A 23,750-nucleotide genomic window follows, 5' to 3' on the forward strand; every position below is an offset into this window, starting at 1 on the left:
CTTAACAAGGATATTTAAGATGAAAAAAGTTACCCTGGCTGCATCGCTACTGATTTCCTGCTTTTCCTTCAGCGCCTTTGCCGCTCAGTTAGTCTCCCAGCAGGAGGTCGATCATTACAAACTGGTGAAAGTGGGTTCGGTAAATGTTGCTCAGACCGGCGGTGCGGTCTCTTCTCCGAGCGACCTGCATGAAAAGCTTTCCGATCTGGCGGATAAAAAAGGCGGCGCCTACTATCGCATCGTCGCAGCCAAGCAAATTGGACCGAACTTTGAGGCCTTTGCTGACGTCTATAAAGACGCGAAGAAATAAGTCCCCCGCATTTCAAAACACCGCGCCGGGCGCGGTGTTTTTGCTCCTGAGCAACCCCCTTGCCGCAACGCTTTCTCTTCCCTCTGTATCCCCGGGCAGGGATGCGCTACTCTGAAGCTTGTATCTCGCAACAGCAAATGGCTCCGGTATGCACAACAGCGTCCTACAGTTCTGGTTCGAAGAGATCTCACCCGGCCAGTGGTTCAGAGGCACGCCGGCGCTGGATGAATCCCTGCGCAAACGCTTCGGGGATCTGCTGGCAAGCGCCCGGCGCGGAGAGCTCGCCGCGTGGCGCGACACGGCACAGGGCAGGCTGGCGGAAATTATCCTGCTGGATCAGTTTTCGCGAAACATTTACCGGGGCACCGCCGACGCCTTCAGCGCCGACGTGCTGGCGCTGGTTCTGGCCCAGGAGGCCGTTCGGGCGGGCTGCGATCGCGAGCTTAATGCGAGCATGCGCGCGTTTTTATATATGCCCTATATGCATTCCGAATCGGCGTTGATCCACCGGGAGGCGCTGAGGCTCTTTAATCAGCCCGGGCTGGAGAAAACCTATGTTAATGAAGTAGAGCATAAGGCCATCATCGATCGTTTTGGCCGCTATCCGCAGCGCAATAAGGCGCTGGGCAGAACGTCAACGCCGGACGAAGCGCAATTTCTCGCGCAGCGCCCCACCTCCTGGTAATGCAGGCCCGACCGGCACCAGGAAACCATCCGGAAAGGGATTATGGACATTATCCGTAGCGCAATTGAACGCAGCGTACTTAACCTCACGGGCATGGCGCTCAGGGAGATCGACTTCGAACACCCCGCAGGTGATCCCGGCTGGTACGGTCCTGATTCAGCCATCTGGCAGGTTCACGGAGACTTTAGCTCTATGCTGTGCGGGGGCATCAGCGCCCTGCTGCTGCAAATGCTTCACCCGCTGGCCCTCGCCGGCGTGTGGGACAACTCCCGATTCCGGGAGGACATCTATGGCCGCCTGCGCCGCACCAGCCAGTTTATTTCAGCCACCACCTTTGCCCCTTCTGCGGTTGCTGAGCAGCTCGTCGCGCGGGTAAAAGCGATTCATCTGCGGATTAACGGCGTCGACGGCCGCGGTGTGCCTTATGCCGCCAGCGACCCGGCGCTGCTCACCTGGGTTCACGTGGCAGAATGCAGCAGCTTTATGGCGGCGCACCTGCGCTACCGGCGGCGGATCGTTACCCCTGCACAGCAGGACCAGTATTACGCCGAGGCGGCCAGAGTGGCGATAGCCCTGGGGGCGACAGATGTGCCGGCCTCCCGGGCGGATATCTGCGACTATCTTCATCAGATGCGCCCTCAGCTGCGCTGCGATGCGCGCACCCGCGAGGTGACCAGCGTGCTGTTTCAGGCCCCGCCCCCTTCCCCACTCGCCCGCCCGGCGATGGCGATTATGCTGAGAGCCGGGGTCGATCTGTTGCCCGTCTGGGCCAGTGATATGCTCGGGCTAAGCCAGCCGCCGCTTCAGCGCCGTCTGATCCGGGCCGGCGTCCATAGCCTGGCGGCGGTTATCCGTAGCTCGGTGCGCAACGGGGCGTATCATTGCTCAATGCGCCGGATGGGGCGGGCATTTTAATTTTGCAGGTCTGCGGCGCTGGCCGAACGACAGGCACAAAAAAACCACCCGAAGGTGGTTTCACGACACTGCTTATTGCTTTGATTATTCTGATGTTTCCCACTGGTACCCGGAGCGGGACTTGAACCCGCACAGCGCGAACGCCGAGGGATTTTAAATCCCTTGTGTCTACCGATTCCACCATCCGGGCTCGGGGAATAAAGTGGAGGCGCGTTCCGGAGTCGAACCGGACTAGACGGATTTGCAATCCGCTACATAACCGCTTTGCTAACGCGCCTTAAATCTGACATACCCGCCTGCTGCCGATATGTTTAAACTGGAGCGGGAAACGAGACTCGAACTCGCGACCCCGACCTTGGCAAGGTCGTGCTCTACCAACTGAGCTATTCCCGCGTATCAGGTGATTCACTTAATCACTTGATTTCATTACCGTCTGGCAAGCTGTGCTGCCGTTCGATGCGATGCATTCTACTTACCTGACGGATTGAGTCAACGATATTTTTCACCACCTTGCATCGTTTGCTGCATTTTACGGCGAAACGATCACTGTTCAAGCAGATCGCCGCGGGCGGCGTTCAGATACTGCAGCATCGACCACAGCGTCAGTACCGCAGCCACGATAAACAGCGCGATCCCGGCGCCTTCAACCCACTCGTTCGGACGCCACAGCATCCACACCAGCGCCGTCATCTGCGCCGTGGTTTTCACTTTGCCGATCCAGGAAACCGCCACGTTGCTGCGCTTGCCCAGCTCCGCCATCCACTCGCGCAGCGCGGAGATAATGATTTCGCGGCCGATCATGGTCGCGGCCGGCAGGGTTATCCACCACTGGTGATAGTGTTCGACCACCAGCACCATGGCGATGGCGACCATCACTTTATCGGCCACCGGGTCGAGAAAAGCGCCGAAGCGGGTGCTCTGGTTCCAGCGCCTGGCCAGGTAGCCGTCGAACCAGTCGGTCACGGCGGCAATGAAAAAGATCAGCGCGCAGAGAAACGGTGCCCAGCTAACAGGCAGATAGAACGCCAGCACGAAAAAAGGGATCAGGATGACGCGAAACAACGTGAGCAATGTAGGGATATTGAATTGCATGGCGACGGTAACTATCTGTTGTCAGTAAAATTAGCTCTATGTTGCTACAGAGCCCTCAATGTTTCAACGAGTAGAAGATCTTTTCTGCCAGGCCGTGTGAGATGCCGGGCACTTTGGCAATATCTTCAACGCTCGCTTTCTGTAAACCCTGCAGGCCGCCCATGTACTTGAGCAGCATCTGCCGCCGCTTCGGCCCCACGCCCTCGATGGTCTCCAGCGCGCTGGTGTTTTTGACCTTCGCGCGCTTTTTACGGTGGCCGCTGATGGCGTGGTCGTGCGAATCATCGCGGATGTGCTGAATCACGTGCAGCGCCGGCGAGTCCGGCGGCAGGCTGAAGCCCTCCCCTTCCGGCTCGAAAAACAGCGTCTCCAGACCGGCTTTGCGGTCGCTGCCTTTCGCCACGCCGAGCAGCAGCGGATGGTGCTTGTCCCAGGGGACGTCGAGTTCGGCAAACACCGCCTTCGCCTGCCCCAGCTGCCCCTTGCCGCCGTCAATCAGGATGACGTCCGGAATTTTACTCTCTTCGATCGCCTTGCCGTAGCGGCGCCTGAGCACCTGGTTCATCGCCGCGTAATCATCGCCCGGCGTAATGCCGGTGATATTATAGCGTCGATATTCGGCGCGCAGCGGACCGTTGCTGTCAAACACCACGCAGGAGGCAACGGTCTGCTCGCCCATGGTGTGGCTGATATCGAAACACTCCATGCGCCGGACCTCCGGCAGCTTCAGCACGGTGGCCAGCGCCTGCAGGCGCTGGGTGATGGTCGACTGCTGAGAGAGTTTGGTCACCAGCGCCGTCGCGGCGTTGGTGCGCGCCAGCTTCAGGTAGCGGGCGCGATCGCCGCGCGGTTTAGTCTGGATATGGACTTTTCTTCCGGCAATGGCCGACAGCGAATCGGCCAGCAGGGTTTTATCCCCGAGATTAAAGTCCAGCAGGATCTCGCCGGGCAGCGTGCGCGCCTGGCTGCCCTGCAGGTAGAACTGGCCGACGAAGGTTTCCACCACTTCGCCCACGTCGGTGCCGCCCGGCACCTTCGGAAAATAGCTGCGGCTGCCGAGCACCTTGCCCTGGCGGATAAACAGCACGTGAACGCAGGCCATGCCGCTGTCGAAGGCCACGCCGATGACGTCGAGATCGTCGCCGTCGTTGGAGACGAACTGCCGCTCGGTGACCCGGCGCACCGCCTGGATCTGATCGCGTATGCGCCCCGCCTCTTCGAAGGCCAGCGCCTGGCTGGCCTGCTCCATCCGGCTGACCAGCATATTCACCACCTGCTCATCCTTGCCGGAAAGGAACAGCCGCACGTACTCAACCTGTCGCGCGTACTCCTCTTCGCTGACCAGGCCCGACACGCACGGCCCGAGGCAGCGGCCAATCTGATACTGCAGGCACGGGCGCGATCGGTTGCGGTAGACGTTGTTCTCACACTGGCGGATGGGGAAGATTTTTTGCAGCAGCGCCAGGGTTTCCCGCACCGCGTAGCCGTTGGGGAACGGCCCGAAGTACTCCCCTTTCGCGTGCTTGGCCCCGCGATGCATCGCCAGACGCGGATGAGCGTCGGCGCTGAGAAAAATATAGGGATAAGATTTGTCGTCGCGCAGCAGCACGTTGTAGCGCGGCTGATAGAGCTTAATGTAGTTATGCTCCAGCAGCAGCGCTTCGGTTTCCGTGTGCGTGACCGTAACGTCGATCTGCGCGATTTGCGCCACCAGCGCCTCGGTTTTTCGCGACGCAAGATTGCTGCGAAAATAGCTGGTAAGGCGCTTTTTCAGATCTTTGGCTTTGCCGACGTAAATAACCGTACCGCCGGCATCGTACATACGATAGACGCCGGGTTTACTGGTTACTGTCTTAAGAAAGGCTTTTGAATCAAAGACATCATTCACTGATTTGCTAAGGACTCCGCATTACACAGGCCGTGGCGGATTGCCATGTGGGTCAGCTCGACGTCTCCGTGAATGTTTAGTTTACTAAACATACGGTAGCGGTAGCTGTTCACCGTTTTGGGACTGAGATTCAGCTGTTCTGAGATCTCATTCACTTTCTGACCTTTGGTAATCATCAGCATAATCTGCAATTCACGTTCAGACAAACTGGCAAACGGCGATTCGGTTTTTTCCGGCTCAATCTGGCTGAGCGCCATCTGCTGAGCAATATCAGAGGCAATATAACGCTGGCCGGAGAAGACGGAGCGAATGGCGTTGACCACCTCCTGTGGTGCGGCGCCCTTGCTCAGGTAACCTGAGGCGCCCGCCTGCATCACTTTCGCCGGCAGCGGATTTTCGGTGTGAACGGTAAGCATAATGACTTTAATACCGGCCGAGGAGCGCGCAATCTTCCGCGTGGCCTCCAGACCGCCGATACCGGGCATATTCATGTCCATCAGCACCACGTCTACGGGGTTCGTGCGGCACCATTTCACCGCATCCTCACCGCAGCTTGCCTCACCGACCACCTTTATACCCTTTATGTCTTCAAGAATGCGTCGTATCCCTGCGCGCACCAGCTCATGGTCATCAACAAGAAGTACGTTGATCAAAGGAATATTCTCCTGAATAGGGATAACGCTAACTGCCTCTTAATTCTTAACATACTAACGGTTTTTAACGTAACTTTAAAAGATAAAAAATTGACCTATCAAAATTTTACGGTTTTTTCTGGAAATTAAGTAGTAGTTATAAGGAAATCATCACATAACTGTGAGGCGCCGCAACTCTGGTTAAAAAGTACAGTTTCTGAATGTCGTCAAAAAAACATAATTATGCGTAGATGCTAAATAGTTAATTAAATATGTAACAATAATTAACCCTACGATCGTCATTGTACCAAAAAGGTAAATGGTAAGTTAAAACAATTAATGCTCATCGGACAACCAGGACAAAGAGAACAAAAATCAGACGCTGCTTTTTTATCAGGCCTTTGTGATATACTGCGCGCCCCTAAAAGCGAAACCGCGCCCGTGCGCAAAGATTAAACGAGGAAATAGATGAGCACTCCCGATTTTTCTGCTGCAGAGAATAATCAAGATCTGACCCAGGAAGTTGATTGCATCAAGGCGCTGATGGCGCTGATGCTGCAGGCGATGGGCCAGGCCGACGCCGGGCGCGTGATTGTTAAGATGGAAAAGCAGATCGCGCAGATGGAAGATGAAGCCCAGGCAGCGGCATTCTCCAGTACCGTTAAGCAGATCAAGCAGGCTTATCGCCAGTAATGATTAACCGGTCGCGTCCTGCGGCCGGCGCTTTCCCTCATATAAGCCCTATCGCCGCCGCGTAGCAGGCCACCTGCGTTTTGTTTGGCGCATTAAACTTCTTCTGCATATTCTTCTGGTGAAAATTCACCGTATTCTCCGAAATCGACAGGATCAGGGCGATCTCCGCCGAGGTTTTGCCTTCCGCCGTCCACTTGAGGATCTCCAGCTCGCGCTTGCTGAACTTCATCTCCGGCATCATCACCTGCTCGTCCTCAAGGCGCAGCAGCGTGGCCATACTGAGATCGGCCAGCGTCTGAATACGCAGTTGCTGTTCTTCGTTGCTGAAGGCGCCCCGCTCGGTGTCGCGGGAGAGCGACAGGTAGCCCAGCGCCCGGTTGGGCAGCACCAGGCAGTGGGTCACGCCCTGACGCAGGCCGTGATCGCGGGCGGCGTCCCAGAACGCCGGCGTATCCACAAACAGCTTATCGTCCCAGACCAGATAGCCGGAGTGCATATTCTCAGGCTTAAGGACCGGGTCGATAGCAAAGTAATTTTCCGCCTGATAGCACGCCACCCAGGCCTCGGGATAGGTGGTTTTCAGACTGAACTTCGGCCGGGTGAAGGGCACCGGATGGCGTACGCAGAGCGCGTACCAGTCATAGGCCATCTCGCCGGCCTGCTGCTGAAGGATGCGGAAGATTTGCTCACTGTCGGTGACGCCCTGAAACTCCTGCAGCATTTTGCGCCGCCAGCGTAAAAACTCAATACCCCACATAGCAATGAGAAACCCCTGAAAAATTGATTCAGTGAATGTATCAAATTAACACATAAGAAGTATTTATATTTAGAATATTATTTTTTATGTATTGCGGCCGGAGACCCGGCCGCCGGGGGGTTACTGGGCCAGAAACTTCTCAAGAAACTGGCGGGTGCGGGGCTGCTGCGGGTTAGCAAACAGCGTCCGGGCGTCGCCCTGCTCGACGATGCGCCCCTGATCCATAAAAATAGCCCGGTCCGCCACGTCGCGGGCGAAGCTCATTTCATGAGTGACGATAACCATCGTCCGCTTCTCCAGCGCCAGCTGACGAATGGTGTTCAGCACCTCGCCCACCAGCTCGGGATCGAGCGCCGAAGTCGGCTCATCAAACAGGATCACGTCCGGGCGCATGGCCAGCGCCCGCGCTATCGCCACCCGCTGCTGCTGACCGCCGGAGAGGCGCCGCGGATAGCTTGTCTCTTTGCCGGTCAGCCCCACTTTCGCCAGCAGCTCGCGGGCGCGGGCCGAGGCCTCCGCCCGGCTTTCGCCTTTGACGATCACCGGCCCCTCAATCACGTTATCCAGCACCGTGCGGTGCGGAAAGAGGTTGAAGTTCTGAAACACGAAGCCGACGTGCTGGCGCAGGCGCCGGATAGCCGCCTTCTGCTTGCCGAGCGGCCGGGCGGCGTCGATAGTAATGTCGCCAACGCGGATAGTGCCGCTCTCGGGCTGCTCCAGCAGGTTAATGCTGCGCAGCAGCGTGGTTTTACCGGAACCGCTGGGGCCGATAATCGCCACCACTTCGCCCTCGTTGACCTGCAGATCGATGCCGTGCAGCACCGTCTGGCCGTGAAACTTTTTCACCAGTTTACTGACGTCAATTGCACTCATTTCGGATCGCGCTCCTGGCGGTTCAGCCGGTTCTCAAAATAGTTTTGCAGGGCGGAGAGTACCGTCGCCATGATCCAGTAGATCAGCGACGCCGCGAGGTACATGGTGAACACTTCCAGGGTGCGGGAGGTGATCAGCTGCGCCTGGCGGAACAGCTCCGGCACCTGAATGGTGGCCGCCAGCGACGTATCCTTCACGAGGCTGATAAAGCTGTTGGAGAGCGGCGGCAGCGCCACCCGCGCCGCCTGCGGCAGAATGGCCCGGCGCATCGTCTGCCAGGGGGTCATGCCGATACTGGCCGCCGCCTCCCACTGTCCCTTATCAATAGATGAAATTGCCGCGCGCAGCGTCTCCGCCGCGTAGGCGGCGGTGTTCAGCGACAGGCCGATCATCGCCGCCGGAATGGGATCCAGCTCGATGCCGAACTGCGGCAGGCCGTAGTAAATCATAAACAGCTGGGCGATAAGCGGCGTGCCGCGAAAGACCGAGATATAGAAGCGCGCCAGCCAGCGCAGCGGCGCCACCGGCGAAATGCGCATCAGCGCCAGCGCGAAGCCCAGAATCAGGCCAAAAAACATCCCGCCGATGCTGAGCTGGAGGGTAAATACCGCCCCCTTCAGCAGAAACGGCAGCGAGTCGATGACCAGTTGAATACTTTCTTGCATCGGTTAAGTTCTTATTAAACGTGAGGATGATAGGCGAACAGCGCCGGGGCGCCGCCGGTGTGGACAAACAGGATAGGTCCTTCATCCTTAAAGCGTTTCTGGCTAATGCCGTCGATAAGCCCGGCCATCGCCTTGCCGGTGTAGACCGGGTCGAGCAGGATCCCCTCCAGCTGCGCCAGCAGCTTCACCGCCTCCATGCCCGCGTCGTTCGGCGTGCCGTAGCCCGGCGCGAAGTAGTCGTCCCACAGCGTGATGTCCGCCCGGGCCTGCAGCTCAAGGCTCTGCGCCAGCGCCTGCTGGATGGCGACGACCTTCGGCTTCTGCGCTTCGACGCTGCGCGACACGGTCACGCCGATCAGTTCAGCCTGCGGCATCAGCTGTTCGAGGCCGACCGCCAGCCCGGCGTGAGTGCCCGCGCTGCCGGAGGCCACCACCACCGAGGAGATCGCGACCGCCCCCTCACACTGTTGGGCAATTTCCTGGGCGCTTTCGACGTAGCCCAGCGCGCCGAGGGCGTTAGAGCCGCCCACCGGGATCGTATACGGACGGAAGCCCTGCGCTTCGAGGCGGGTGGCCAGTTCACCGAGCTGGGCCTGCGGATCGGTGAGGGCGTCGCACATCTCCACCTGAGCGTTAAACAGATCCAGCAGCAGGCGGTTGCCGTTGGTCAGGTAGTTTTCAGCGGTCGTGCCGATGGGATTCTCCAGCAGCGCCACGCAGTGCAGGCCGAGCTTTGCCGCCACCGCCGCCGTCTGGCGAACGTGGTTAGACTGAATGGCGCCGGCGGTGACCAGCGTGTCCGCACCTTCGCGCAGGGCGTCCGCCGCCAGAAATTCGAGCTTGCGCAGCTTGTTACCGCCGAGCGCAATGGGCGTGACGTCGTCACGTTTGATGAAGATGTCGCGGCCGAGGTGATCGGAAAGACGCGGCAGGTACTCCAGCGGCGTCGGCGCGCCGATCAGTTCCAGTCTGGGAAAGCGTGAAAGGTTAAGCAGTGACATAGCACCTCCTGTTTTTTGCCTTATTATGCACCCGGTTGCAGCGAAATAAAAAAGGTGCCGCAGTGGGCACCCTTAATAGTGGCTGGCGAAGCGGTTATTTGGTCACGTCTGCGCCAAACCACTTCTCGGACAGCGCCTTCAGGCTGCCGTCTTTCTGCATCGCCGCGATGGCGTCGTCCACCGCCTTCAGCAGATCTTCGTTACCCTTGCGCAGCGCCACGCCTGACTCCAGTCGGGAGAACGCCGGGCCGGCAACCGCCAGCGTATTGTTGGTCTTCTTCACCAGATCCAGCGCCGCCAGGCGGTCAACCAGAATGGCGTCGATGCGGCCAACGCGCAGATCCTGATACTTGGTCGGATCGTCGTCGTAGGTGCGGACGTCAACGCCCTGCACGTTCTGGCGCAGCCACTCTTCGTAGTTGGTGCCCAGACCCACGCCCACTTTTTTGCCCTTCAGGTCCTCGGGCTTCTTGATGGTGTCTTCATTGCCCTTTTTCACCAGCGCCTGGACGCCGGAGACGGTGTACGGCGTGGAGAAGTCATACTTCTTCTTGCGCACGTCGGAGATGGTGACCTGGTTAATCACCACGTCGATGCGCTTGGCGTCCAGCGAGGCCAGCATACCGTCCCACTTGGTCGGCTTGAGGTCGGCCTTCACGCCGAGGTGCTGGGCCAGCTCCTGAGCAAACTCCACTTCAAAGCCGGTCAGCTTGCCGTCGTCGCCCTGGTAGCTGAACGGCGGATAGGTGCCTTCCAGCCCGACGCGCAGCGTGCCGCGCTCTTTAACCTGGTTAAGCAGATTGTCGGCGGCGAAGCTCTGTACGCTCACGCCCGCCGCGAAAACCATCGCCATCATTCCCATCAGAGCCCGACGGCCCGGAAGTGCTAATTTCATTACGCCCCCAATAAGGTCAATGTTTTGAGCAGTGTAAGACCATTCGCCGCCGCAGCTTAGTTCGTTACGTTACATATTATTCTTTTTTAATATAACTCCGACGATGCTGCGCTTACCGGCTTATCGGATGCGGTAGCGGGGCGCATAAACTGCGCGTATTTTCGCAGCGCGATGCGGTAGTTATTGGTGCTGGTGGGCGGCAGCCAGCGGGCGAGCGATTCGTCCGGATTGTCCGCCAGCAGGGCCGGATCGACGTTGTTAGCGCTGAGGTACTCCCCGAGCCGGCGCAGGCGCACCACGTACTCGCGCACCGTGCCAGGGCTCATATCGGTCTGCTCAAACAGATAGCGCTTGAAGCCGATGATATCGAAGAAGCCGCTGCGGGTTTTGCAGTGCAGATCGCCGCAGAAGCGGCACAGGGCGGTCCAGCGCGGGCGCTCGGCCGCCCACTGCGCATCGTCCATCAGGGTATCCAGCCGGGAAATGGCGAGTTTATTAATGATTTCGCCATCGCGCACCAGCGTAATGCGGTCCAGCGCTTTGCCGCAGTGGGCGCAGCGGATCTGGGTATGCTTAAAGTCTTTGAGGTAGCGGCTCAGCGGCCGTTTTTTTGCTATGTGCACTGTCCTGAAACTCCCGTTGTGTGATGAACACCAGGAGAGACAGACTAGTTGTCGTCCTGGTAGCGCCCGAGTTTGGTCCTCAGCCGCTTGATGGCCTGGCTGTGCAGCTGGCTGACGCGCGACTCCCCCACTTCCAGCACGGCGCCGATCTCTTTGAGGTTCAGCTCCTCCTGGTAGTAGAGGGTCAGCACCAGCTGCTCGCGCTCGGGCAGCGCCTGAATGGCCTCTATCACCCGCTGGCGCAGGCTGCTCTCCAGCAGCTGCTGCAGCGGATTCTCCCGCTGGGCCGCCTCGGTCACCGGCTCGATGCTGTCGCCGTGCTCGTCGCGGAACTCGTCCCACGAGAAGAGCTGGCTGTTATTGGTATCAAGCAGCATCTGGCGATACTCCTCCACCGGCACGCCGAGCCGCTGCGCCACTTCCGTTTCCGTGGCGTTGCGCCCAAGCTCCTGCTCCAGCTGCCCTATCGCCTGCGCCACTTCCCGGGCGTTGCGCCGCACGCTGCGCGGCGCCCAGTCCCGGCTGCGCAGCTCGTCGAGCATCGCCCCGCGAATGCGCTGCACTGCGTAGGTGGTAAACGCCGTGCCCTGCAGGGCGTCATAGCGCTCCACGGCGCTGAGCAGGCCAATGCCGCCCGCCTGCAGCAGATCGTCCAGCTCTACGCTTGCGGGCAGCCGCACCTGCAGGCGCAGCGCTTCGTGCCGCACCAGGGGAATGTAGCGCTGCCACAGCGAGTGTTTATCCATTACACCGTCCGCGGTGTAGAGTGATGGCATGGTAAACGGCCCTGCGGTAGTTAAGTTATCGGCACAATTATCCGTTTCTACAGCGCTTTTAATGGCTGGAATAGTGGCGAAAAGGTGGGGTTATTTGGGGGGTTAGCTTTGGGGAAAAGAAACCCCGCCGGCGGCGGGGTTGAGTAGCGCGAGCAATTAGCCCTGCAGCAGGGAGAGGATCTGCTGCGGTACCTGGTTAGCTTTCGACAGCACGGAGTTGCCCGCCTGCTGAATGATCTGCGCTTTCGACATATTGGACACTTCGGTCGCATAGTCGGCGTCCTGAATACGGGACTGCGCTTCGGACAGGTTGGTAGTGGTGTTGTTCAGGTTGGTGACCGCAGAGGTCAACTGGTTCTGAACGGCACCGAGGGAGGAGCGGAATTTGTCGACGGAGGCGATGGCGGCGTCGAGTACTTTTAACGGATCAGCTGTTGCAGTGCCGGTGACCTCATCAGTTGTTACAGTAACCTTGGCTTTTGCCGGATCGGTACCATCAGCATCTGTCATCTCAACTGTTGCTTTGTAATACTTACCATCATCACCTTTTACAGCATACAGGGTGTTACCGTCGGTATCTTTGTATGATTGCAGATCAATTGTTTTAGGGTTTGTCTCTGCTCCATCAGTAATGTTTGATGCAGTTACAACATTACCTTTTGTATCAGTGAGTTTAGCTTCAGAGAAATCTTTTTGCCCTGATACAGTAAAATTATCAAGTTTGAGACTTTTGGCATCAATTGTTTGGAGATTAATTGAAATAGTCTCACCATCGTTAGCGCCAACCTGAATCTTCATTTCTCTGTTATCAGAAAGCACATTAACGCCGTTGAACTGAGTCTGCCCTGATACACGATCGATCTCATCCAGACGAGACTTAATTTCGTCCTGAATAGAAGACAGGTCAGAGTCAGAGTTAGTCCCCGTCGACGCCTGCACCGTCAGCTCACGCACGCGCTGCAGGTTGTTGTTGATCTCGGACAGCGCGCCTTCGGTGGTCTGCGCCAGGGAGATACCGTCGTTGGCGTTACGCGCCGCCTGAGTCAGGCCCTTGATGTTGGAGGTGAAGCGGTTGGCGATCGCCTGGCCGGCGGCGTCGTCTTTAGCGCTGTTGATGCGCAGGCCGGAAGAGAGGCGCTCGATAGAGGTTGCCAGCGCGGACTGGTTTTTGTTGATGTTATTCTGGGTGATCAGCGAAAGGCTGTTGGTATTAATGACTTGTGCCATGATTACGATTCCTGTTATTCAAGTCGTTGATAACGATGTGGGTTTCCACCCGTCGGCGCATTCGCCGTCAGTGTGGTTATCGTCGCCTCTGCCCTAACCTTTAGGATTTTTTTCGCCATCGCCTAAATAATTTTTAACGGCTAAAAAATAGCGCTATTCCGGCCATTAAAAAAAAGGAATTAACCGTAAACTTCCCGCCATTCCCGCCGATAACCCCGGTATCGTTTTACGCGTCAAAGGAGCAAACATGGCAAGTATCTCTGCGCTGGGCGTCGGTTCGGGGCTCGATTTAAACACCATCCTCAGCAATCTGGAATCGGCGGAAAAGGCGGGCCTGAAGCCCATCTCGGATCAGCAGTCCTCCTATACGGCTAAGCTCAGCGCCTACGGCACGCTAAAGAGCGCCCTGACCGCCTTTCAGACTGCCAACACGGCGCTCAAAAGCGGCGACCTGTTTACCGCCACCACCACCGCCAGCAGCTCGTCGGCGTTCAGCGCCACCACCACCGGCAGCGCCATTGCCGGAAAATACACGATTAATGTCTCGCAACTGGCGCAGGCGCAGACCCTGACCTCCGCCGCAAGGACCGACAGCAAAGCGGCAATCGCCGCCGGCGACAGCGTGCTGACCATTCAGCAGGGCGGCGATAAAAAACCGGTCTCGATCACTATCAGCGCCGCCAACTCCTCGCTGACCGGCATTCGCGATGCGATTAATAACGCCAAAGCGGGCGTCAGCGCCAGCATCATCAATGTCGGTAACGGTGAGTATCGCTTATCCATCACCTCAGACGACACCGGCGAAAAAAATGCCATGACCCTGAGCGTCAGCGGCGATGATAAGCTCCAGGATTTTCTGAATTACAGCAAAACCGACAGCGGCAATATGACCGAATCCGTCACCGCCCAGGATGCCGAGCTGACGGTCAACAATATTCCCATCACCAACAGCAGCAACACCATCAGCGACGCGCTTGAGGACATCACCCTTAACCTCAACGATACCACCACCGGCAACCAGACGCTGACCATTACCAAAGACACCAGCAAAGCGCAGAAAGCGGTCGACGATTGGGTTACCGCCTACAACGCCCTGCAGGATACTTTCGCCTCGCTGACCAAATATACTGCCGTCGATAAGGGGGCGGATACCCAGGACGCCAGCAACGGCGCGCTGGTGGGCGACTCGACCCTGCGCACGGTGCAGACCCAGCTGAAAAGCATTCTCGGCAACACCGCCAGCGGCAGCGCCTTCAAGAGCCTGACCCAGCTGGGCATCACCTCCGATCCCTCGACGGGCAAACTGAGCGTTGACGACAGCAAGCTGAAAACTGCGCTGACCAAGGATGCAGGCGGTGTCGCCACGCTTATCGTCGGCGACGGCAAGGACAGCGGCATAACCACGGTGATTGATAAAAACCTGACCGGCTGGCTGTCGAAGACCGGCATTATTCAGGCCGCCACCGACGGGGTCAGCAAGACGCTGAACAATCTGACCCAGCAGTACAACGCCGCCAGCGACCGCATCGATAGCCGGATGGCCCAGTATAAATCCCAGTTCACCCAGCTCGACGTGCTGATGAACTCGCTGAACTCGACCAGCAACTATCTGAATCAGCAGTTTGAGTCATCAAATAACAGTAATAAAAGCTAATTAACGCCAGGAGAGACTATGTACGGCGCAAAGAGCACCCAGGCATACGCCCGCATCGGCGTGGAGAGCGCAGTCATGAGCGCCAGCCAGCAGCAGCTGGTCACCATGCTGTTTGACGGCGCGCTCAGCGCCCTGGTGCGCGCCCGCCTGTATATGCAGGAGGGCAACATCGCGGGCAAAGGCGCGTCCCTTTCCCGGGCGATCAATATCATCGATAACGGCCTGAAGGTGGGACTCGATGAGGATAGCCCGGACGAGCTGACGCAAAATCTGATTGCGCTATATGCCTATATGGTACGGCGGTTAATCCAGGCAAATGCCCAAAGCGATATTGCCGCCGTTGAAGAGGTCGAAAAGCTGCTGAGCAATATCGCCGATGCCTGGAAAGACGTCGCCGCCACGCCACCTATCACTCAGGATGCCGTTTAAATGAGTAACGCACCGTCTCTGTATAGCCTTTACCAACAGCTGTTGACCCGGGGTCAAACCATGCTGGCGCTGGCGGCCAGCGCGCAGTGGGAGGCGCTTATCGCCAGCGAAATGGATTATGTCAGAGCGGTGCAGCAGGTAGCACAACTCACCGAGACATCGCCCCCCTCAGCGGCAGTCCAGCAGCAGATCCGCCCGCTGCTGGGGGCGATACTTGATGTGGAGCAGCAGATTAAAACGCGGCTGCAGGCGAGAATGGACGAGCTGGCTACGCTCGTGAACCAGTCGAGCCGGCAAAAGTCTGTCCTTACCGCCTACGGCAATCAGGGCGGCAAGGTGCTGGTGCCGCAGGCGAGCCGCGATCCCGGATAAAAACGGCGTCACTAAATGCGACGCCGCGGGCAGTTTAGCCGATTTCATCCATACTAGAGTCTCCCATATAAGGAGATTCTGGTATGCGCAACCCCACCCTTCTGCAGTGTTTTCACTGGTACTACCCCACCGGCGGCGAACTGTGGCGCGAAGTTGAAGCCCTCGCCCCCAGCCTCAACGAGATAGGCATCAATATGATCTGGCTGCCGCCCGCCTATAAGGGCGCCTCCGGCGGCTACTCGGTGGGCTACGACAGCTATGACCTGTTTGATCTCGGTGAATTTGACCAGAAGGGCTCCGTCGCCACCAAGTACGGCGACAAAGGCCAGCTGCTGGCGGCGATTGATGCGCTGAAAACCCACGATATCGCCGTGCTGCTGGACGTGGTGGTCAACCACAAGATGGGCGCCGACGAAAAAGAGCCGATCCGCGTTCAGCGGGTCGATGAAAACGACCGCACGCAAATTTCCGACGAGATTATCGAGTGCGAGGCGTGGACCAAATACACCTTCCCGGTGCGCGCCGGGCAGTATTCGCAGTTTATCTGGGACTATAAGTGCTTCAGCGGCGTCGATCATATCGAAAATCCCGACGAGGACGGCATCTTCAAGGTGGTGAACGACTACACCGGCGACGGCTGGAACGACCAGGTTGACGGCGAAAACGGCAACTTTGACTATCTGATGGGCGAGAATATCGACTACCGCAACCGGGCGGTCACCGAGGAGATCAAATACTGGGCCCGCTGGGTGATGGAGCAGACCGGCTGCGACGGCTTCCGCCTCGATGCGGTGAAGCACATTCCGGCATGGTTCTATAAAGAGTGGATCGAGCACGTGCAGGAGGTGGCGCCGAAGCCGCTGTTTATCGTCGCCGAGTACTGGTCTCACGAGGTGGATAAGCTGCAGGCCTATATCGATCAGGTTGACGGCCAGACCATGCTGTTCGACGCCCCGCTGCAGATGCACTTCCACGACGCCTCCCGCCAGGGCCGCGAATACGATATGAGCCAGATCTTCACCGGCACGCTGGTGGAAGCCGATCCGTTCCACGCGGTCACCCTGGTGGCCAACCACGATACTCAGCCGCTGCAGGCGCTGGAGGCGCCGGTCGAGGCGTGGTTCAAGCCGCTGGCCTATGCCCTGATCCTGCTACGTGAGAACGGCGTACCGTCGGTCTTCTACCCGGACCTGTTCGGCGCGACCTATGAAGATACCGGGCGCGACGGCAACAGCTACAAAATTGAGATGCCGGTGATTGCCCAGCTGCACGAGCTTATCGACGCCCGCCAGCGCTTCGCCCACGGCGTGCAGACCCTGTTCTTCGATCACCCCAACTGCATCGCCTTCAGCCGCAGCGGCACCGACGAAATGCCGGGCTGCGTGGTGGTGCTCTCCAACGGCGACGACGGCGAGAAGACCATTACCCTCGGCGAGAACTACGGCAACAAGCGCTGGAAGGATTTTCTCGGTAACAGGGAAGAGACGGTGGAAACCGATGAAGGGGGCACCGCGACCTTTACCTGCCCCGGCGGCGGGGTCAGCGTCTGGGTGCTGGAGGACGTACTTTAGCGGCTGAAGACGCGACAGCCGGGCATTCGCCCGGCTGTCGGAAGGTTACTGCGGCAGCGCCGAACCCAGCGGGTTCTTCTGCAGGTAGTCGGCGCACTCCACCGTCGGGCGGTCGACGCGCTTGAGCGTCATGCGGTCATACTTGAGGTGGCCGCCGTCGCGGTCGATTTCATACAGATCCAGCTTGTTGGTGACGTTATAGATATCGTCGCCGTGCTTCATCAGCTTGCCCGGCAGCGCGATGGTGCGCAGCCACTGGCGGCAGTCGAGGGTATCGCCCTCTTTGGTCACCACCAGCGTCGCAATCGCCTCCGGGCTGACCATCGCGCTCTGCGGCCCCGCAGACTGCCAGTAGCCTTCCAGGCCCGCCGGCGCAGGCGCTTTCACCACGTCATGATAGTTGTCCACCTGAACACAGCCGGTAAGCGCCAGCAGCGCGCCGAAAATTGCAATCTTCTTCATTGGTTATCCTGCAAAACCGGGAAAAAAATATTGTGGCATTAAAGCATTTACTCCACAAGCAAACCGGCCGCCGCGCGCGTTAAAACCTGACGACAATCCGCATTGCTGCCTGTTAACGGCACTGTCCCCCTTCCGTCAGAGCGAGGCTCAAACCATTGCCGCTGACTTTTCATTTTCAACGCCCGGCGCTGTCTCAGAGAGATCGCCGCCAATAATGAATTTTGATACCAGCTGATTAAGGACATCGGCCTGTTCCATAAGCGAAGCGGAGGCCGCCGAAGCCTCTTCGACCAGGGAAGCATTCTGCTGCGTAACGCTATCCATTTCATTGACTGCCTGGTTGATCTGCCCTATTCCAAGCATCTGCTCATGTGCCGCGCCGGATATTTCATTGATAAGATCGGTAACCTGCCTTACGGCATCGTTCATATGGCGCATATTCTTACCCACATCTTCAGCCTGCTCCACACCGGTCTGTATAAACTGCATGGAGGATTCAATCAGCATTTTAATCTCCCGGGCCGAGGTAGATGAACGCTGCGCAAGATTGCGAACCTCGCCGGCCACGACGGCAAATCCGCGCCCCTGCTCGCCCGCGCGCGCGGCCTCCACTGCCGCATTGAGGGCCAGTATATTTGTCTGGAAGGCGATCCCTTCAATAAGTGAAATAATATCGGTAATTTTCGCCGAGCTGGCGCGGATATCTGACATCGTCGCCAGCATTGTCGCCACTTTTTCTGTGCTGTTATCGGAAATATTCCGTACGTTCGTCGAAAGCTCGCTGGCGATGCGCGTATTTTCCGCCGTCTGCCTTACCGTCTCCGTCAGTTGTGACATACTGGCCGCCGTCTCTTCCAGCGATGCCGCCTGCTCTTCGGTTCGCGATGATAAATCTTCATTGCCTGCGGATATCTGCGAAGAAGCGGTACTCACGGATTGAGAGGCCATGCTGACAGCCGCCAGAGATGAGGCGACGTTGCTGACCAGATGGTTATACGCTCTCGCCGTCAGGCCGATTTCATCATTACGCGCATCATCCACCCGCCGCGTAAGATCCAGCGCCGCGCTGGAGCGCGCCATCGTATCGCGTATCGCATTCAGGCTGTTGCGAATGCCAAGGATCGTTCTTAACGTCAGCACACTCAGAATCAGCACAATCGCCGATGCGGCAATAATCATGCTCCAGAAAGTGAGGTGATAAATACGTTTATTGTAGCGCTCCAGGTTTTCGCCATATTCCATATTATGTTTTAATTGCACACGATAATTGGCGATAAGATCGCGCGCTGCCTGCCCTATCCCTTTGTTTCCCTGCAATTCCCGCAGAGTAATCGCATCATCCTGGGCAATCGAACCGGTAATAAAAATCGGCAGTTTCCCACGGAGTGTATCAATAATATTGAGCGCGTTTTCCGTCAGTTGGCGGTCGCGGTCGTTAGAAGTACTGTTTTTCAGATACCGCAGGTTCGACTGACGCAGGTTCTCAATGGTCTGATTAATCTGTTTTTCAATCTGCATCTGCTTTTCTTTATTAGTCGAGCTCTGATGCCGATAGAGCCAGATGATTAAACTATCGCTTTTATCAATCATATCGCCTAAATCGATGATTGAGGGGATTGCGTGCTCCTGCACATACTGAAACCTGCCCTGAAACCCGGACATAATCAAAACGGCTGCGATAACCAGAGAAATGAGTGAAGTAATTAATAAAGAATAACTTAAAATCAGTCGCTGCGTGATATTCATACAACATCCTTCGGTGTCAACGGAAAAAACCAAGTCGATAACTTAGTTTTTTTACTATCGGCAGCCTCGGGGCGTTTATTAGGTTTTTTTAAAGGTTATTAATAAATTCAATTAATGACTAAGCTATTTCCAATTTGAATATAGAAAACCATGACCGGGCGCATTGCGACAGCTCATGAAATAGTTTATATGCGGCCAGAAATAACCGTGTGATAGAGCACGTTACGCGACTGATAATCACGTATTAATAAAAGGCGTTCGGCGTTGGCAACTTAAGGCCCCGCAGCCGCCCCCGGCGCGCTGGCTGGGGCTATCACAACGAGGGCCACCGCTCTTTGATAGCGCTATTTACTCAGCGCCGCCTGCGCCTCGCGCAGTTCATCCTGCGCTTTGTTCAGCTTCTGCTGCTTTTTGCTGATTTTTTCCGGCCGGCCGTCGGCCTTCGCTTCTTCCAGCTCCTGGCGGCGCTCGGCAACCTTCTGCTGCTTCTGCCGGACTTTGGCTTCACGCTCCGCCTTCAGGCCGGCGTCGGTGCAGTTGGTGTTAACGTCATAGAGCGCTTTCTGAAGCCCGGCGGCGCGGTTGGTGTTGCCATGGGCGCGGGCGTGCTCAAGCTGGCGCTGAATATGCTGCGCTTTCGCATCGCAGCCGGTGGCGGAGGTCTGCTGGCGGGCGAATGCCGCCGGGGCGGACAGCATCAGCAGGGCACAGGTCAGAGTGAGGGTCTTTTTCATAAACAATCTCCGGGCTTTCGTATCCGTTATCAGCGCGTTAAGGGTACCACACCGATATTAACCGCAGCTTAAACCGTCTTACGATAGGTCAACCTTCGCTGCGCGAGCGGACCGGTTAATCGCAGCGAATGTTGCGCCCGGGGAAGATAACCCTGCCGCCGGGATTTTGCGTGTTCTTGATGCGCAGTACCTCGTTGTCGCGCATAAACACCCAGTAAAGAACATCCCCGGTTTCGCTGCCGGAAGGGGTTTTATGATTCACGTAAACACAGGTGGCATAGCCGTAGATAAGCTTGCCCCTGTCTGCCAGCACTTCTTTACGCGGTGGGGTAAAACCGGAGAATTTCGCCGAATCAGGATCGTCGAGCACGAAGCGAATCGCCTTTTTGACCCGCTTCTTATATTTCTTCGGCTCATCCCCGAGATTAGCGGTAGCGAAATTGATGCTGTCGATCCTTTTTTGCAGCGCCGCCTGCTGCCGGCTTTCCCACGCCTGCTGGTCACCGATGTGTGCCTCTTCCGCCGATATGGAGGCCCCGCAGCCCATCAGCGACGAGAGCGCCGCGGCTGTCAGAATGGCTTTTTTCATGATCTGTGTCCTTAATCGCAATCGGCAACATCCTAACAATCGCGGTAAAGATTTCAACGCAAAACGCGGCAAATCCACGCCCGTCACGCTCTGAATGCAGAAAATGAAAAAAACCGCTGGCCTTTCCGGGCACGCTCGCAATTGCGTTATTTTACCGGTCTTTTCTGCACGAAACGCGGGACGTAACGCGCGGGCGAGCATAAAGTACCCGCGCAGACAATAAGGCGCGCGGCAGATCCGAAGATCGGCGAAAAGCCGCACTTTGTATATTGACAATCATGGAGGTGTTTTACCATAATGGTAACTATCGTAAGCGAGTATCAGGATGGATTCACCGGCGCGAATACCCGGATAGCCTGCGGCCCTCTCTATTCGAAGAGGATCCTGAGCATGATTGATATTGCCCGTATCGCCGTTGTCACAAGGCAGTGCCGGCGGGATGTTGCCAGCCTGGGCAAAGACGAGAAAGCCCTGAAAGAGGCCGTCAAAACGGCGGTTAAATCCGGACGCTGTCTCTGTTCTGAATGGTGCCAGCTGAGCGCCGCCGGCGCGTGGGCCGCCTGCGATGCACACGGCTACACCGAGCGCGCGTGGGTCGAAGCGGCATGGAAAGAAATGGACTGCGATTTTTATATTAAATTCTGCGTCGGGAAAACCGGGAGCGTCATTTTGACCCTCTCCCACCACCCGCACAGGCAACGCCACTGAGGTGAGTGATGAAAGAACAAATGGAATGCCCTGTCTGCGGCGAAGGACACTTAACCCGCCGGGTTCAGATGTCCCCGATCATCTACCGGGGAGTGACTAAGCAGGTTGAAGATCATTTCAGCGTCTGCGACGCCTGCGGGCTTGAGCAGGCTGATGCAAAAGCGCTGAAGCAGAATAAGCGCGCGGTCATCAAGGCGAAAAAAGAAGTTGACGGCCTGCTGTCCGGCGCAGAGGTGCTGGCGATCCGCAAACGGCTGGGCATTAACCAGGAACAGGCATCGCGCATTTTTGGCGGCGGCCCGACGGCCTTCACCAAATATGAAAATGATGACGTTGCGCAATCCGAGGCAATGGACAAACTGATTAGGGTCGCCGACGAATTTCCGGTGGTTTTTAATAAGCTTTGCGCCTGTGCAGACGTAGTGCCCGCATCCGCCATCAACGGCCGCCCGGGATCTGCGAGCAGCATAGCTGATAATATTAATGCGTAAGCTATCCGCGATGTGCTGGCGATACGAAAAACACTATTTTCAGAGCACTACTGCATCTGTTTCTTTTGATATTTTTTGCGGTACGCCAGCACTTTTTCAACATTCTCATTAGACCAGCCAAACAGCGGTTTCACCACTTCATACAGATCTATACCGAAAGCGGTTATTTTATAGGTCACTTCGATCGGCATTTTATTTCCGTTAACATGGCGCGTAACCAACCCATCCTCCTCAAGATTTTTTAACGTCTGCGAAAGCATTTTTTGAGAAAGTTTCTGATGTTTTTTTAGCAGAGAGCTAAAACGTTCAGGCCCGTTCACAATGTCCGAAAGCAGCATCAAAAACCACTTATTCGCCAGCCTTTCGAAGAGCAACGTCTGCGGACTATCGGCATCATTATTTATTGAAAAGTCATTGAAATTTTTGTTTTCTGGTTTCTTCACGGTAACCACCTATCCCACGGGTACCTGCTTTACAGGGCAATAAATACAATTAGTATAACTCTCGACCCATCATACAGGAGCATATACCATGAGTGAAACCGCCCTCAGGACTAAAGTATTTCTCAGCAGTGATGAACATGACGGATTCGGCGTCACCTCAACCATTATTTATGGTGAAAAAGAGGCCATGTTGGTCGATGCCCAATTTACTATTGCTAATGCGCACCGTCTGTTAGCGGACATTATTGAATTAAATCGCGAACTGAAATACATTTTTATCACGCATCTTCACCCCGATCACTACCTGGGGCTCGAGGTCATTAAGGCCTATTACCCGGATGCCCGCGTCATTGCCTACCAAAAGGCCGCTGACGATATTAATGACGCCTACGATTTCAAAATTGATTACTGGGGTAATACGGTTCTGAAAAGTAACGGCGCCAATATTAAATTTAGCGTCGAAAAATGGCAGCAGGATGAAATAACGCTGGAAGGCGAGCAAATCAAAATTCTCGGCCTGCTCTGCGGCGACTGCACGGATATTGCCGCGCTGTGGCTTGAAAAAAGCCGCACGCTGATTGCCTCCGACCTGGTCTTCGCCGACTGTCACGTCTGGATAGCGGATATGCGCACGCCGGAAATATTGAAAAACTGGTTTAAGACACTGGATACGCTGGAAGCGCTGGAGCCGCTGCGCGTTATTCCCGGACACTCTTCGGCCGCCCTCACGCTCCATCCGTGCGCCATCAGCTTTACCCGCCAGTATATCAACGATTTTATTCGCGAGCTGAAGCGCAGCAAAGACTCCGCGCAGCTGGTGGCGACGATGGACAGACTTTATCCGGACTATCCGATACGCATCTGCCTCGAATACAGCGCGAAGATCCTTAAAGACCGCTATGTCTGGCCCGGCGACTGGCCGCTGTCGCTGCGGCATTTAGCGTCAGGCTACTGATCCCGGCGCGGTCTGCATCGCAGCACGGCCTGCGGTGCGAAGGCATTTCTGCTACACCTGCATATTCATAATGTCCTGATACGCCGCCACCAGCTTGTTGCGCACCTGAATCCCCATCTGCAGCGAAATACTCGATTTTTGCAGGTCGGTCATCACATCGTTGAGCGCCACGCCCGGCTCGCCGATGGCAAACTTCTCCGCCTGCAGCTTCGCGCTGTTCTGGGCGTCGCTGATGCGGTCAAGGGCGGCGGTAAGCTGCCCGGAAAAGCTGATTTCGGGCTCCACATCGGGGCGCTGATTGCGCGCCAGGCTGGCGGTGGCCTGCATCTGCGACAGCACGCCTTCAATACCGGTTACGGCCATAGCTCTCTCCACTAAAATTTTTACTGCACTGAGAGTAGCAGCAAGTCAATAAGACAAAGACGCTAATTAGCGTGAAAAACCCCGGCTATTTGCGCCATCGGAATTGCGGGAACGCCGAATAATGGCACGGCTATCACTTTGTCTTTGCCAAACCGGAGCACGTTTTGCTTTTCAACACCGTTAACGCCGTCAGGCAGGAAT

At 56.7% G+C, this 23,750-nt stretch carries 28 protein-coding genes and 3 tRNA genes; 11 read left to right on the forward strand and 20 right to left on the reverse strand.

Annotated elements, in window-relative coordinates:
• Positions 1-19: 19 nt before the first annotated feature.
• The 3 genes from ENGE1_RS06350 (at position 20) to ENGE1_RS06360 (ending at position 1,910) form a co-directional block, all read left to right on the forward strand.
• A complete protein-coding gene (locus ENGE1_RS06350) occupies positions 20-310 on the forward strand; it encodes a YdgH/BhsA/McbA family protein (protein ID WP_043083263.1) in 291 nt (96 codons plus the stop codon).
• 148 nt (positions 311-458) lie between these two features.
• Positions 459-995, forward strand: a complete 537-nt coding sequence (locus ENGE1_RS06355; RefSeq protein ID WP_048252879.1) for a DUF924 family protein — start codon at positions 459-461, stop codon at positions 993-995.
• Between the two features lie 42 nt (positions 996-1,037).
• Positions 1,038-1,910: an oxygenase MpaB family protein gene (locus ENGE1_RS06360; RefSeq protein WP_048252878.1), complete on the forward strand. Its 873-nt coding sequence runs from the start codon at positions 1,038-1,040 to the stop codon at positions 1,908-1,910.
• 103 nt (positions 1,911-2,013) lie between these two features.
• On the opposite strand, the gene ENGE1_RS06365 is transcribed toward ENGE1_RS06360, so the two are convergent.
• From ENGE1_RS06365 to uvrY, 6 genes are all read right to left on the reverse strand, one after another.
• Positions 2,014-2,100, reverse strand: a tRNA-Leu gene (locus ENGE1_RS06365).
• A 13-nt stretch (positions 2,101-2,113) separates the two neighbouring features.
• Positions 2,114-2,187: transfer RNA gene (locus tag ENGE1_RS06370), tRNA-Cys, on the reverse strand.
• Positions 2,188-2,227: 40 nt separating this feature from the next.
• Positions 2,228-2,303: transfer RNA gene (locus tag ENGE1_RS06375), tRNA-Gly, on the reverse strand.
• A gap of 150 nt (positions 2,304-2,453) precedes the next feature.
• Positions 2,454-3,002: a CDP-diacylglycerol--glycerol-3-phosphate 3-phosphatidyltransferase gene (pgsA, locus tag ENGE1_RS06380; RefSeq protein ID WP_043083260.1), complete on the reverse strand. Its 549-nt coding sequence runs from the start codon at positions 3,000-3,002 to the stop codon at positions 2,454-2,456.
• Between the two features lie 55 nt (positions 3,003-3,057).
• Positions 3,058-4,890 carry an excinuclease ABC subunit UvrC gene (gene uvrC, locus ENGE1_RS06385; RefSeq protein ID WP_043083259.1) on the reverse strand — a complete coding sequence of 611 codons (1,833 nt, stop codon included), beginning with the start codon at positions 4,888-4,890 and terminating at the stop codon, positions 3,058-3,060.
• A complete protein-coding gene (gene uvrY / locus ENGE1_RS06390; RefSeq protein ID WP_043083258.1) occupies positions 4,887-5,543 on the reverse strand; it encodes a UvrY/SirA/GacA family response regulator transcription factor in 657 nt (218 codons plus the stop codon). Before uvrY ends, uvrC begins: the two co-directional genes overlap by 4 nt.
• Positions 5,544-5,990: 447 nt before the next feature.
• Here uvrY and ENGE1_RS06395 point away from each other — a divergent pair, with 447 nt between their 5' ends.
• Entirely contained in the window at positions 5,991-6,215 is a 225-nt protein-coding gene (locus ENGE1_RS06395; RefSeq protein ID WP_043083257.1) for a DUF2594 family protein, read from the forward strand.
• 37 nt (positions 6,216-6,252) lie between these two features.
• Here the strand turns inward: ENGE1_RS06395 and sdiA are convergent, their stop codons facing one another.
• The 8 genes from sdiA to ENGE1_RS06435 form a co-directional block, all read right to left on the reverse strand.
• A complete protein-coding gene (gene sdiA, locus ENGE1_RS06400) occupies positions 6,253-6,972 on the reverse strand; it encodes a transcriptional regulator SdiA (RefSeq protein WP_043083255.1) in 720 nt (239 codons plus the stop codon).
• A 120-nt stretch (positions 6,973-7,092) separates the two neighbouring features.
• A complete protein-coding gene (gene tcyN / locus ENGE1_RS06405; RefSeq protein ID WP_043083254.1) occupies positions 7,093-7,845 on the reverse strand; it encodes an L-cystine ABC transporter ATP-binding protein TcyN in 753 nt (250 codons plus the stop codon).
• Positions 7,842-8,510: a cystine ABC transporter permease gene (gene tcyL, locus ENGE1_RS06410; RefSeq protein WP_048252876.1), complete on the reverse strand. Its 669-nt coding sequence runs from the start codon at positions 8,508-8,510 to the stop codon at positions 7,842-7,844. Before tcyL ends, tcyN begins: the two co-directional genes overlap by 4 nt.
• A gap of 14 nt (positions 8,511-8,524) precedes the next feature.
• Positions 8,525-9,511: a D-cysteine desulfhydrase gene (dcyD, locus tag ENGE1_RS06415; RefSeq protein ID WP_043083251.1), complete on the reverse strand. Its 987-nt coding sequence runs from the start codon at positions 9,509-9,511 to the stop codon at positions 8,525-8,527.
• 94 nt (positions 9,512-9,605) lie between these two features.
• Positions 9,606-10,406, reverse strand: coding sequence for a cystine ABC transporter substrate-binding protein (gene tcyJ, locus ENGE1_RS06420; RefSeq protein ID WP_043083250.1), 801 nt, complete (start codon positions 10,404-10,406; stop codon positions 9,606-9,608).
• 86 nt (positions 10,407-10,492) lie between these two features.
• Positions 10,493-11,029, reverse strand: coding sequence for a flagella biosynthesis regulatory protein FliZ (fliZ, locus tag ENGE1_RS06425; protein ID WP_045288872.1), 537 nt, complete (start codon positions 11,027-11,029; stop codon positions 10,493-10,495).
• Between the two features lie 44 nt (positions 11,030-11,073).
• Positions 11,074-11,805, reverse strand: coding sequence for an RNA polymerase sigma factor FliA (locus tag ENGE1_RS06430; RefSeq protein ID WP_043083248.1), 732 nt, complete (start codon positions 11,803-11,805; stop codon positions 11,074-11,076).
• A gap of 156 nt (positions 11,806-11,961) precedes the next feature.
• Entirely contained in the window at positions 11,962-13,032 is a 1,071-nt protein-coding gene (locus ENGE1_RS06435; RefSeq protein ID WP_048252875.1) for a FliC/FljB family flagellin, read from the reverse strand.
• A 247-nt stretch (positions 13,033-13,279) separates the two neighbouring features.
• Here ENGE1_RS06435 and fliD point away from each other — a divergent pair, with 247 nt between their 5' ends.
• From fliD to amyA, 4 genes are all read left to right on the forward strand, one after another.
• The gene (fliD, locus tag ENGE1_RS06440; protein ID WP_048252874.1) at positions 13,280-14,686 is read left to right on the forward strand and encodes a flagellar filament capping protein FliD; all 1,407 of its coding nucleotides are present in this window, start codon (positions 13,280-13,282) and stop codon (positions 14,684-14,686) included.
• 18 nt (positions 14,687-14,704) lie between these two features.
• Positions 14,705-15,115 (forward strand): flagellar export chaperone FliS, encoded by a 411-nt coding sequence (gene fliS, locus ENGE1_RS06445; RefSeq protein ID WP_048252873.1) that lies wholly within the window; start codon positions 14,705-14,707, stop codon positions 15,113-15,115.
• Positions 15,116-15,487: a flagella biosynthesis regulatory protein FliT gene (gene fliT, locus ENGE1_RS06450; RefSeq protein ID WP_048252872.1), complete on the forward strand. Its 372-nt coding sequence runs from the start codon at positions 15,116-15,118 to the stop codon at positions 15,485-15,487.
• Between the two features lie 83 nt (positions 15,488-15,570).
• On the forward strand, positions 15,571-17,058 hold the full coding sequence (gene amyA, locus ENGE1_RS06455) for an alpha-amylase (RefSeq protein WP_045288878.1): 1,488 nt from the start codon (positions 15,571-15,573) through the stop codon (positions 17,056-17,058).
• A 45-nt stretch (positions 17,059-17,103) separates the two neighbouring features.
• Here the strand turns inward: amyA and yedD are convergent, their stop codons facing one another.
• The 4 genes from yedD to ENGE1_RS06475 all read right to left on the reverse strand — a co-directional run bounded on the left by yedD (position 17,104) and on the right by ENGE1_RS06475 (position 20,589).
• The gene (gene yedD / locus ENGE1_RS06460) at positions 17,104-17,520 is read right to left on the reverse strand and encodes a lipoprotein YedD (RefSeq protein ID WP_043083241.1); all 417 of its coding nucleotides are present in this window, start codon (positions 17,518-17,520) and stop codon (positions 17,104-17,106) included.
• A gap of 147 nt (positions 17,521-17,667) precedes the next feature.
• Positions 17,668-19,266, reverse strand: a complete 1,599-nt coding sequence (locus ENGE1_RS06465) for a methyl-accepting chemotaxis protein (RefSeq protein WP_048252871.1) — start codon at positions 19,264-19,266, stop codon at positions 17,668-17,670.
• Between the two features lie 344 nt (positions 19,267-19,610).
• Complete coding sequence (locus ENGE1_RS06470; protein WP_043083240.1) at positions 19,611-20,000, reverse strand: DUF1090 domain-containing protein; 390 nt, start codon at positions 19,998-20,000, stop codon at positions 19,611-19,613.
• Positions 20,001-20,115: 115 nt separating this feature from the next.
• A complete protein-coding gene (locus ENGE1_RS06475) occupies positions 20,116-20,589 on the reverse strand; it encodes a hypothetical protein (RefSeq protein WP_052682714.1) in 474 nt (157 codons plus the stop codon).
• 297 nt (positions 20,590-20,886) lie between these two features.
• On the opposite strand from ENGE1_RS06475, the gene ENGE1_RS06480 reads away from it, so the two are divergent.
• A complete protein-coding gene (locus ENGE1_RS06480) occupies positions 20,887-21,297 on the forward strand; it encodes a hypothetical protein (RefSeq protein WP_146144451.1) in 411 nt (136 codons plus the stop codon).
• An 8-nt stretch (positions 21,298-21,305) separates the two neighbouring features.
• Positions 21,306-21,788 (forward strand): type II toxin-antitoxin system MqsA family antitoxin, encoded by a 483-nt coding sequence (locus tag ENGE1_RS06485; RefSeq protein ID WP_072065262.1) that lies wholly within the window; start codon positions 21,306-21,308, stop codon positions 21,786-21,788.
• 47 nt (positions 21,789-21,835) lie between these two features.
• On the opposite strand, the gene ENGE1_RS06490 is transcribed toward ENGE1_RS06485, so the two are convergent.
• Entirely contained in the window at positions 21,836-22,231 is a 396-nt protein-coding gene (locus ENGE1_RS06490) for a winged helix-turn-helix transcriptional regulator (RefSeq protein ID WP_127626257.1), read from the reverse strand.
• 88 nt (positions 22,232-22,319) lie between these two features.
• On the opposite strand from ENGE1_RS06490, the gene ENGE1_RS06495 reads away from it, so the two are divergent.
• Positions 22,320-23,186, forward strand: a complete 867-nt coding sequence (locus ENGE1_RS06495; RefSeq protein WP_048252870.1) for an MBL fold metallo-hydrolase — start codon at positions 22,320-22,322, stop codon at positions 23,184-23,186.
• A 51-nt stretch (positions 23,187-23,237) separates the two neighbouring features.
• Here ENGE1_RS06495 and fliE read toward each other — a convergent pair whose 3' ends face one another.
• Positions 23,238-23,549, reverse strand: coding sequence for a flagellar hook-basal body complex protein FliE (gene fliE, locus ENGE1_RS06500; protein ID WP_048252869.1), 312 nt, complete (start codon positions 23,547-23,549; stop codon positions 23,238-23,240).
• Positions 23,550-23,750 lie beyond the last annotated feature (201 nt).

The organism is Pluralibacter gergoviae ATCC 33028 = NBRC 105706, assembly GCF_001598855.1.
GTDB classification, from domain to species: domain Bacteria; phylum Pseudomonadota; class Gammaproteobacteria; order Enterobacterales; family Enterobacteriaceae; genus Pluralibacter; species Pluralibacter gergoviae.

Bases quoted from the DNA above. Each gene is read 5' to 3' on its own strand.
- ENGE1_RS06430 (WP_043083248.1), bottom strand. From the start codon at position 11,805: ATGCCATCACTCTACACCGCGGACGGTGTAATGGATAAACACTCGCTG.
- tcyL (WP_048252876.1), bottom strand. From the start codon at position 8,510: ATGCAAGAAAGTATTCAACTGGTCATCGACTCGCTGCCGTTTCTGCTG.
- pgsA (WP_043083260.1), bottom strand. From the start codon at position 3,002: ATGCAATTCAATATCCCTACATTGCTCACGTTGTTTCGCGTCATCCTG.
- ENGE1_RS06350 (WP_043083263.1), top strand. From the start codon at position 20: ATGAAAAAAGTTACCCTGGCTGCATCGCTACTGATTTCCTGCTTTTCC.
- yedD (WP_043083241.1), bottom strand. From the start codon at position 17,520: ATGAAGAAGATTGCAATTTTCGGCGCGCTGCTGGCGCTTACCGGCTGT.
- tcyN (WP_043083254.1), bottom strand. From the start codon at position 7,845: ATGAGTGCAATTGACGTCAGTAAACTGGTGAAAAAGTTTCACGGCCAG.
- dcyD (WP_043083251.1), bottom strand. From the start codon at position 9,511: ATGTCACTGCTTAACCTTTCACGCTTTCCCAGACTGGAACTGATCGGC.
- ENGE1_RS06495 (WP_048252870.1), top strand. From the start codon at position 22,320: ATGAGTGAAACCGCCCTCAGGACTAAAGTATTTCTCAGCAGTGATGAA.
- tcyJ (WP_043083250.1), bottom strand. From the start codon at position 10,406: ATGAAATTAGCACTTCCGGGCCGTCGGGCTCTGATGGGAATGATGGCG.
- ENGE1_RS06395 (WP_043083257.1), top strand. From the start codon at position 5,991: ATGAGCACTCCCGATTTTTCTGCTGCAGAGAATAATCAAGATCTGACC.
- ENGE1_RS06475 (WP_052682714.1), bottom strand. From the start codon at position 20,589: ATGAAAAAAGCCATTCTGACAGCCGCGGCGCTCTCGTCGCTGATGGGC.
- ENGE1_RS06485 (WP_072065262.1), top strand. From the start codon at position 21,306: ATGAAAGAACAAATGGAATGCCCTGTCTGCGGCGAAGGACACTTAACC.
- fliE (WP_048252869.1), bottom strand. From the start codon at position 23,549: ATGGCCGTAACCGGTATTGAAGGCGTGCTGTCGCAGATGCAGGCCACC.
- ENGE1_RS06355 (WP_048252879.1), top strand. From the start codon at position 459: ATGCACAACAGCGTCCTACAGTTCTGGTTCGAAGAGATCTCACCCGGC.
- amyA (WP_045288878.1), top strand. From the start codon at position 15,571: ATGCGCAACCCCACCCTTCTGCAGTGTTTTCACTGGTACTACCCCACC.
- ENGE1_RS06465 (WP_048252871.1), bottom strand. From the start codon at position 19,266: ATGAATATCACGCAGCGACTGATTTTAAGTTATTCTTTATTAATTACT.
- fliD (WP_048252874.1), top strand. From the start codon at position 13,280: ATGGCAAGTATCTCTGCGCTGGGCGTCGGTTCGGGGCTCGATTTAAAC.
- ENGE1_RS06470 (WP_043083240.1), bottom strand. From the start codon at position 20,000: ATGAAAAAGACCCTCACTCTGACCTGTGCCCTGCTGATGCTGTCCGCC.
- fliT (WP_048252872.1), top strand. From the start codon at position 15,116: ATGAGTAACGCACCGTCTCTGTATAGCCTTTACCAACAGCTGTTGACC.
- sdiA (WP_043083255.1), bottom strand. From the start codon at position 6,972: ATGTGGGGTATTGAGTTTTTACGCTGGCGGCGCAAAATGCTGCAGGAG.
- ENGE1_RS06435 (WP_048252875.1), bottom strand. From the start codon at position 13,032: ATGGCACAAGTCATTAATACCAACAGCCTTTCGCTGATCACCCAGAAT.
- ENGE1_RS06360 (WP_048252878.1), top strand. From the start codon at position 1,038: ATGGACATTATCCGTAGCGCAATTGAACGCAGCGTACTTAACCTCACG.
- ENGE1_RS06480 (WP_146144451.1), top strand. From the start codon at position 20,887: ATGGTAACTATCGTAAGCGAGTATCAGGATGGATTCACCGGCGCGAAT.
- fliS (WP_048252873.1), top strand. From the start codon at position 14,705: ATGTACGGCGCAAAGAGCACCCAGGCATACGCCCGCATCGGCGTGGAG.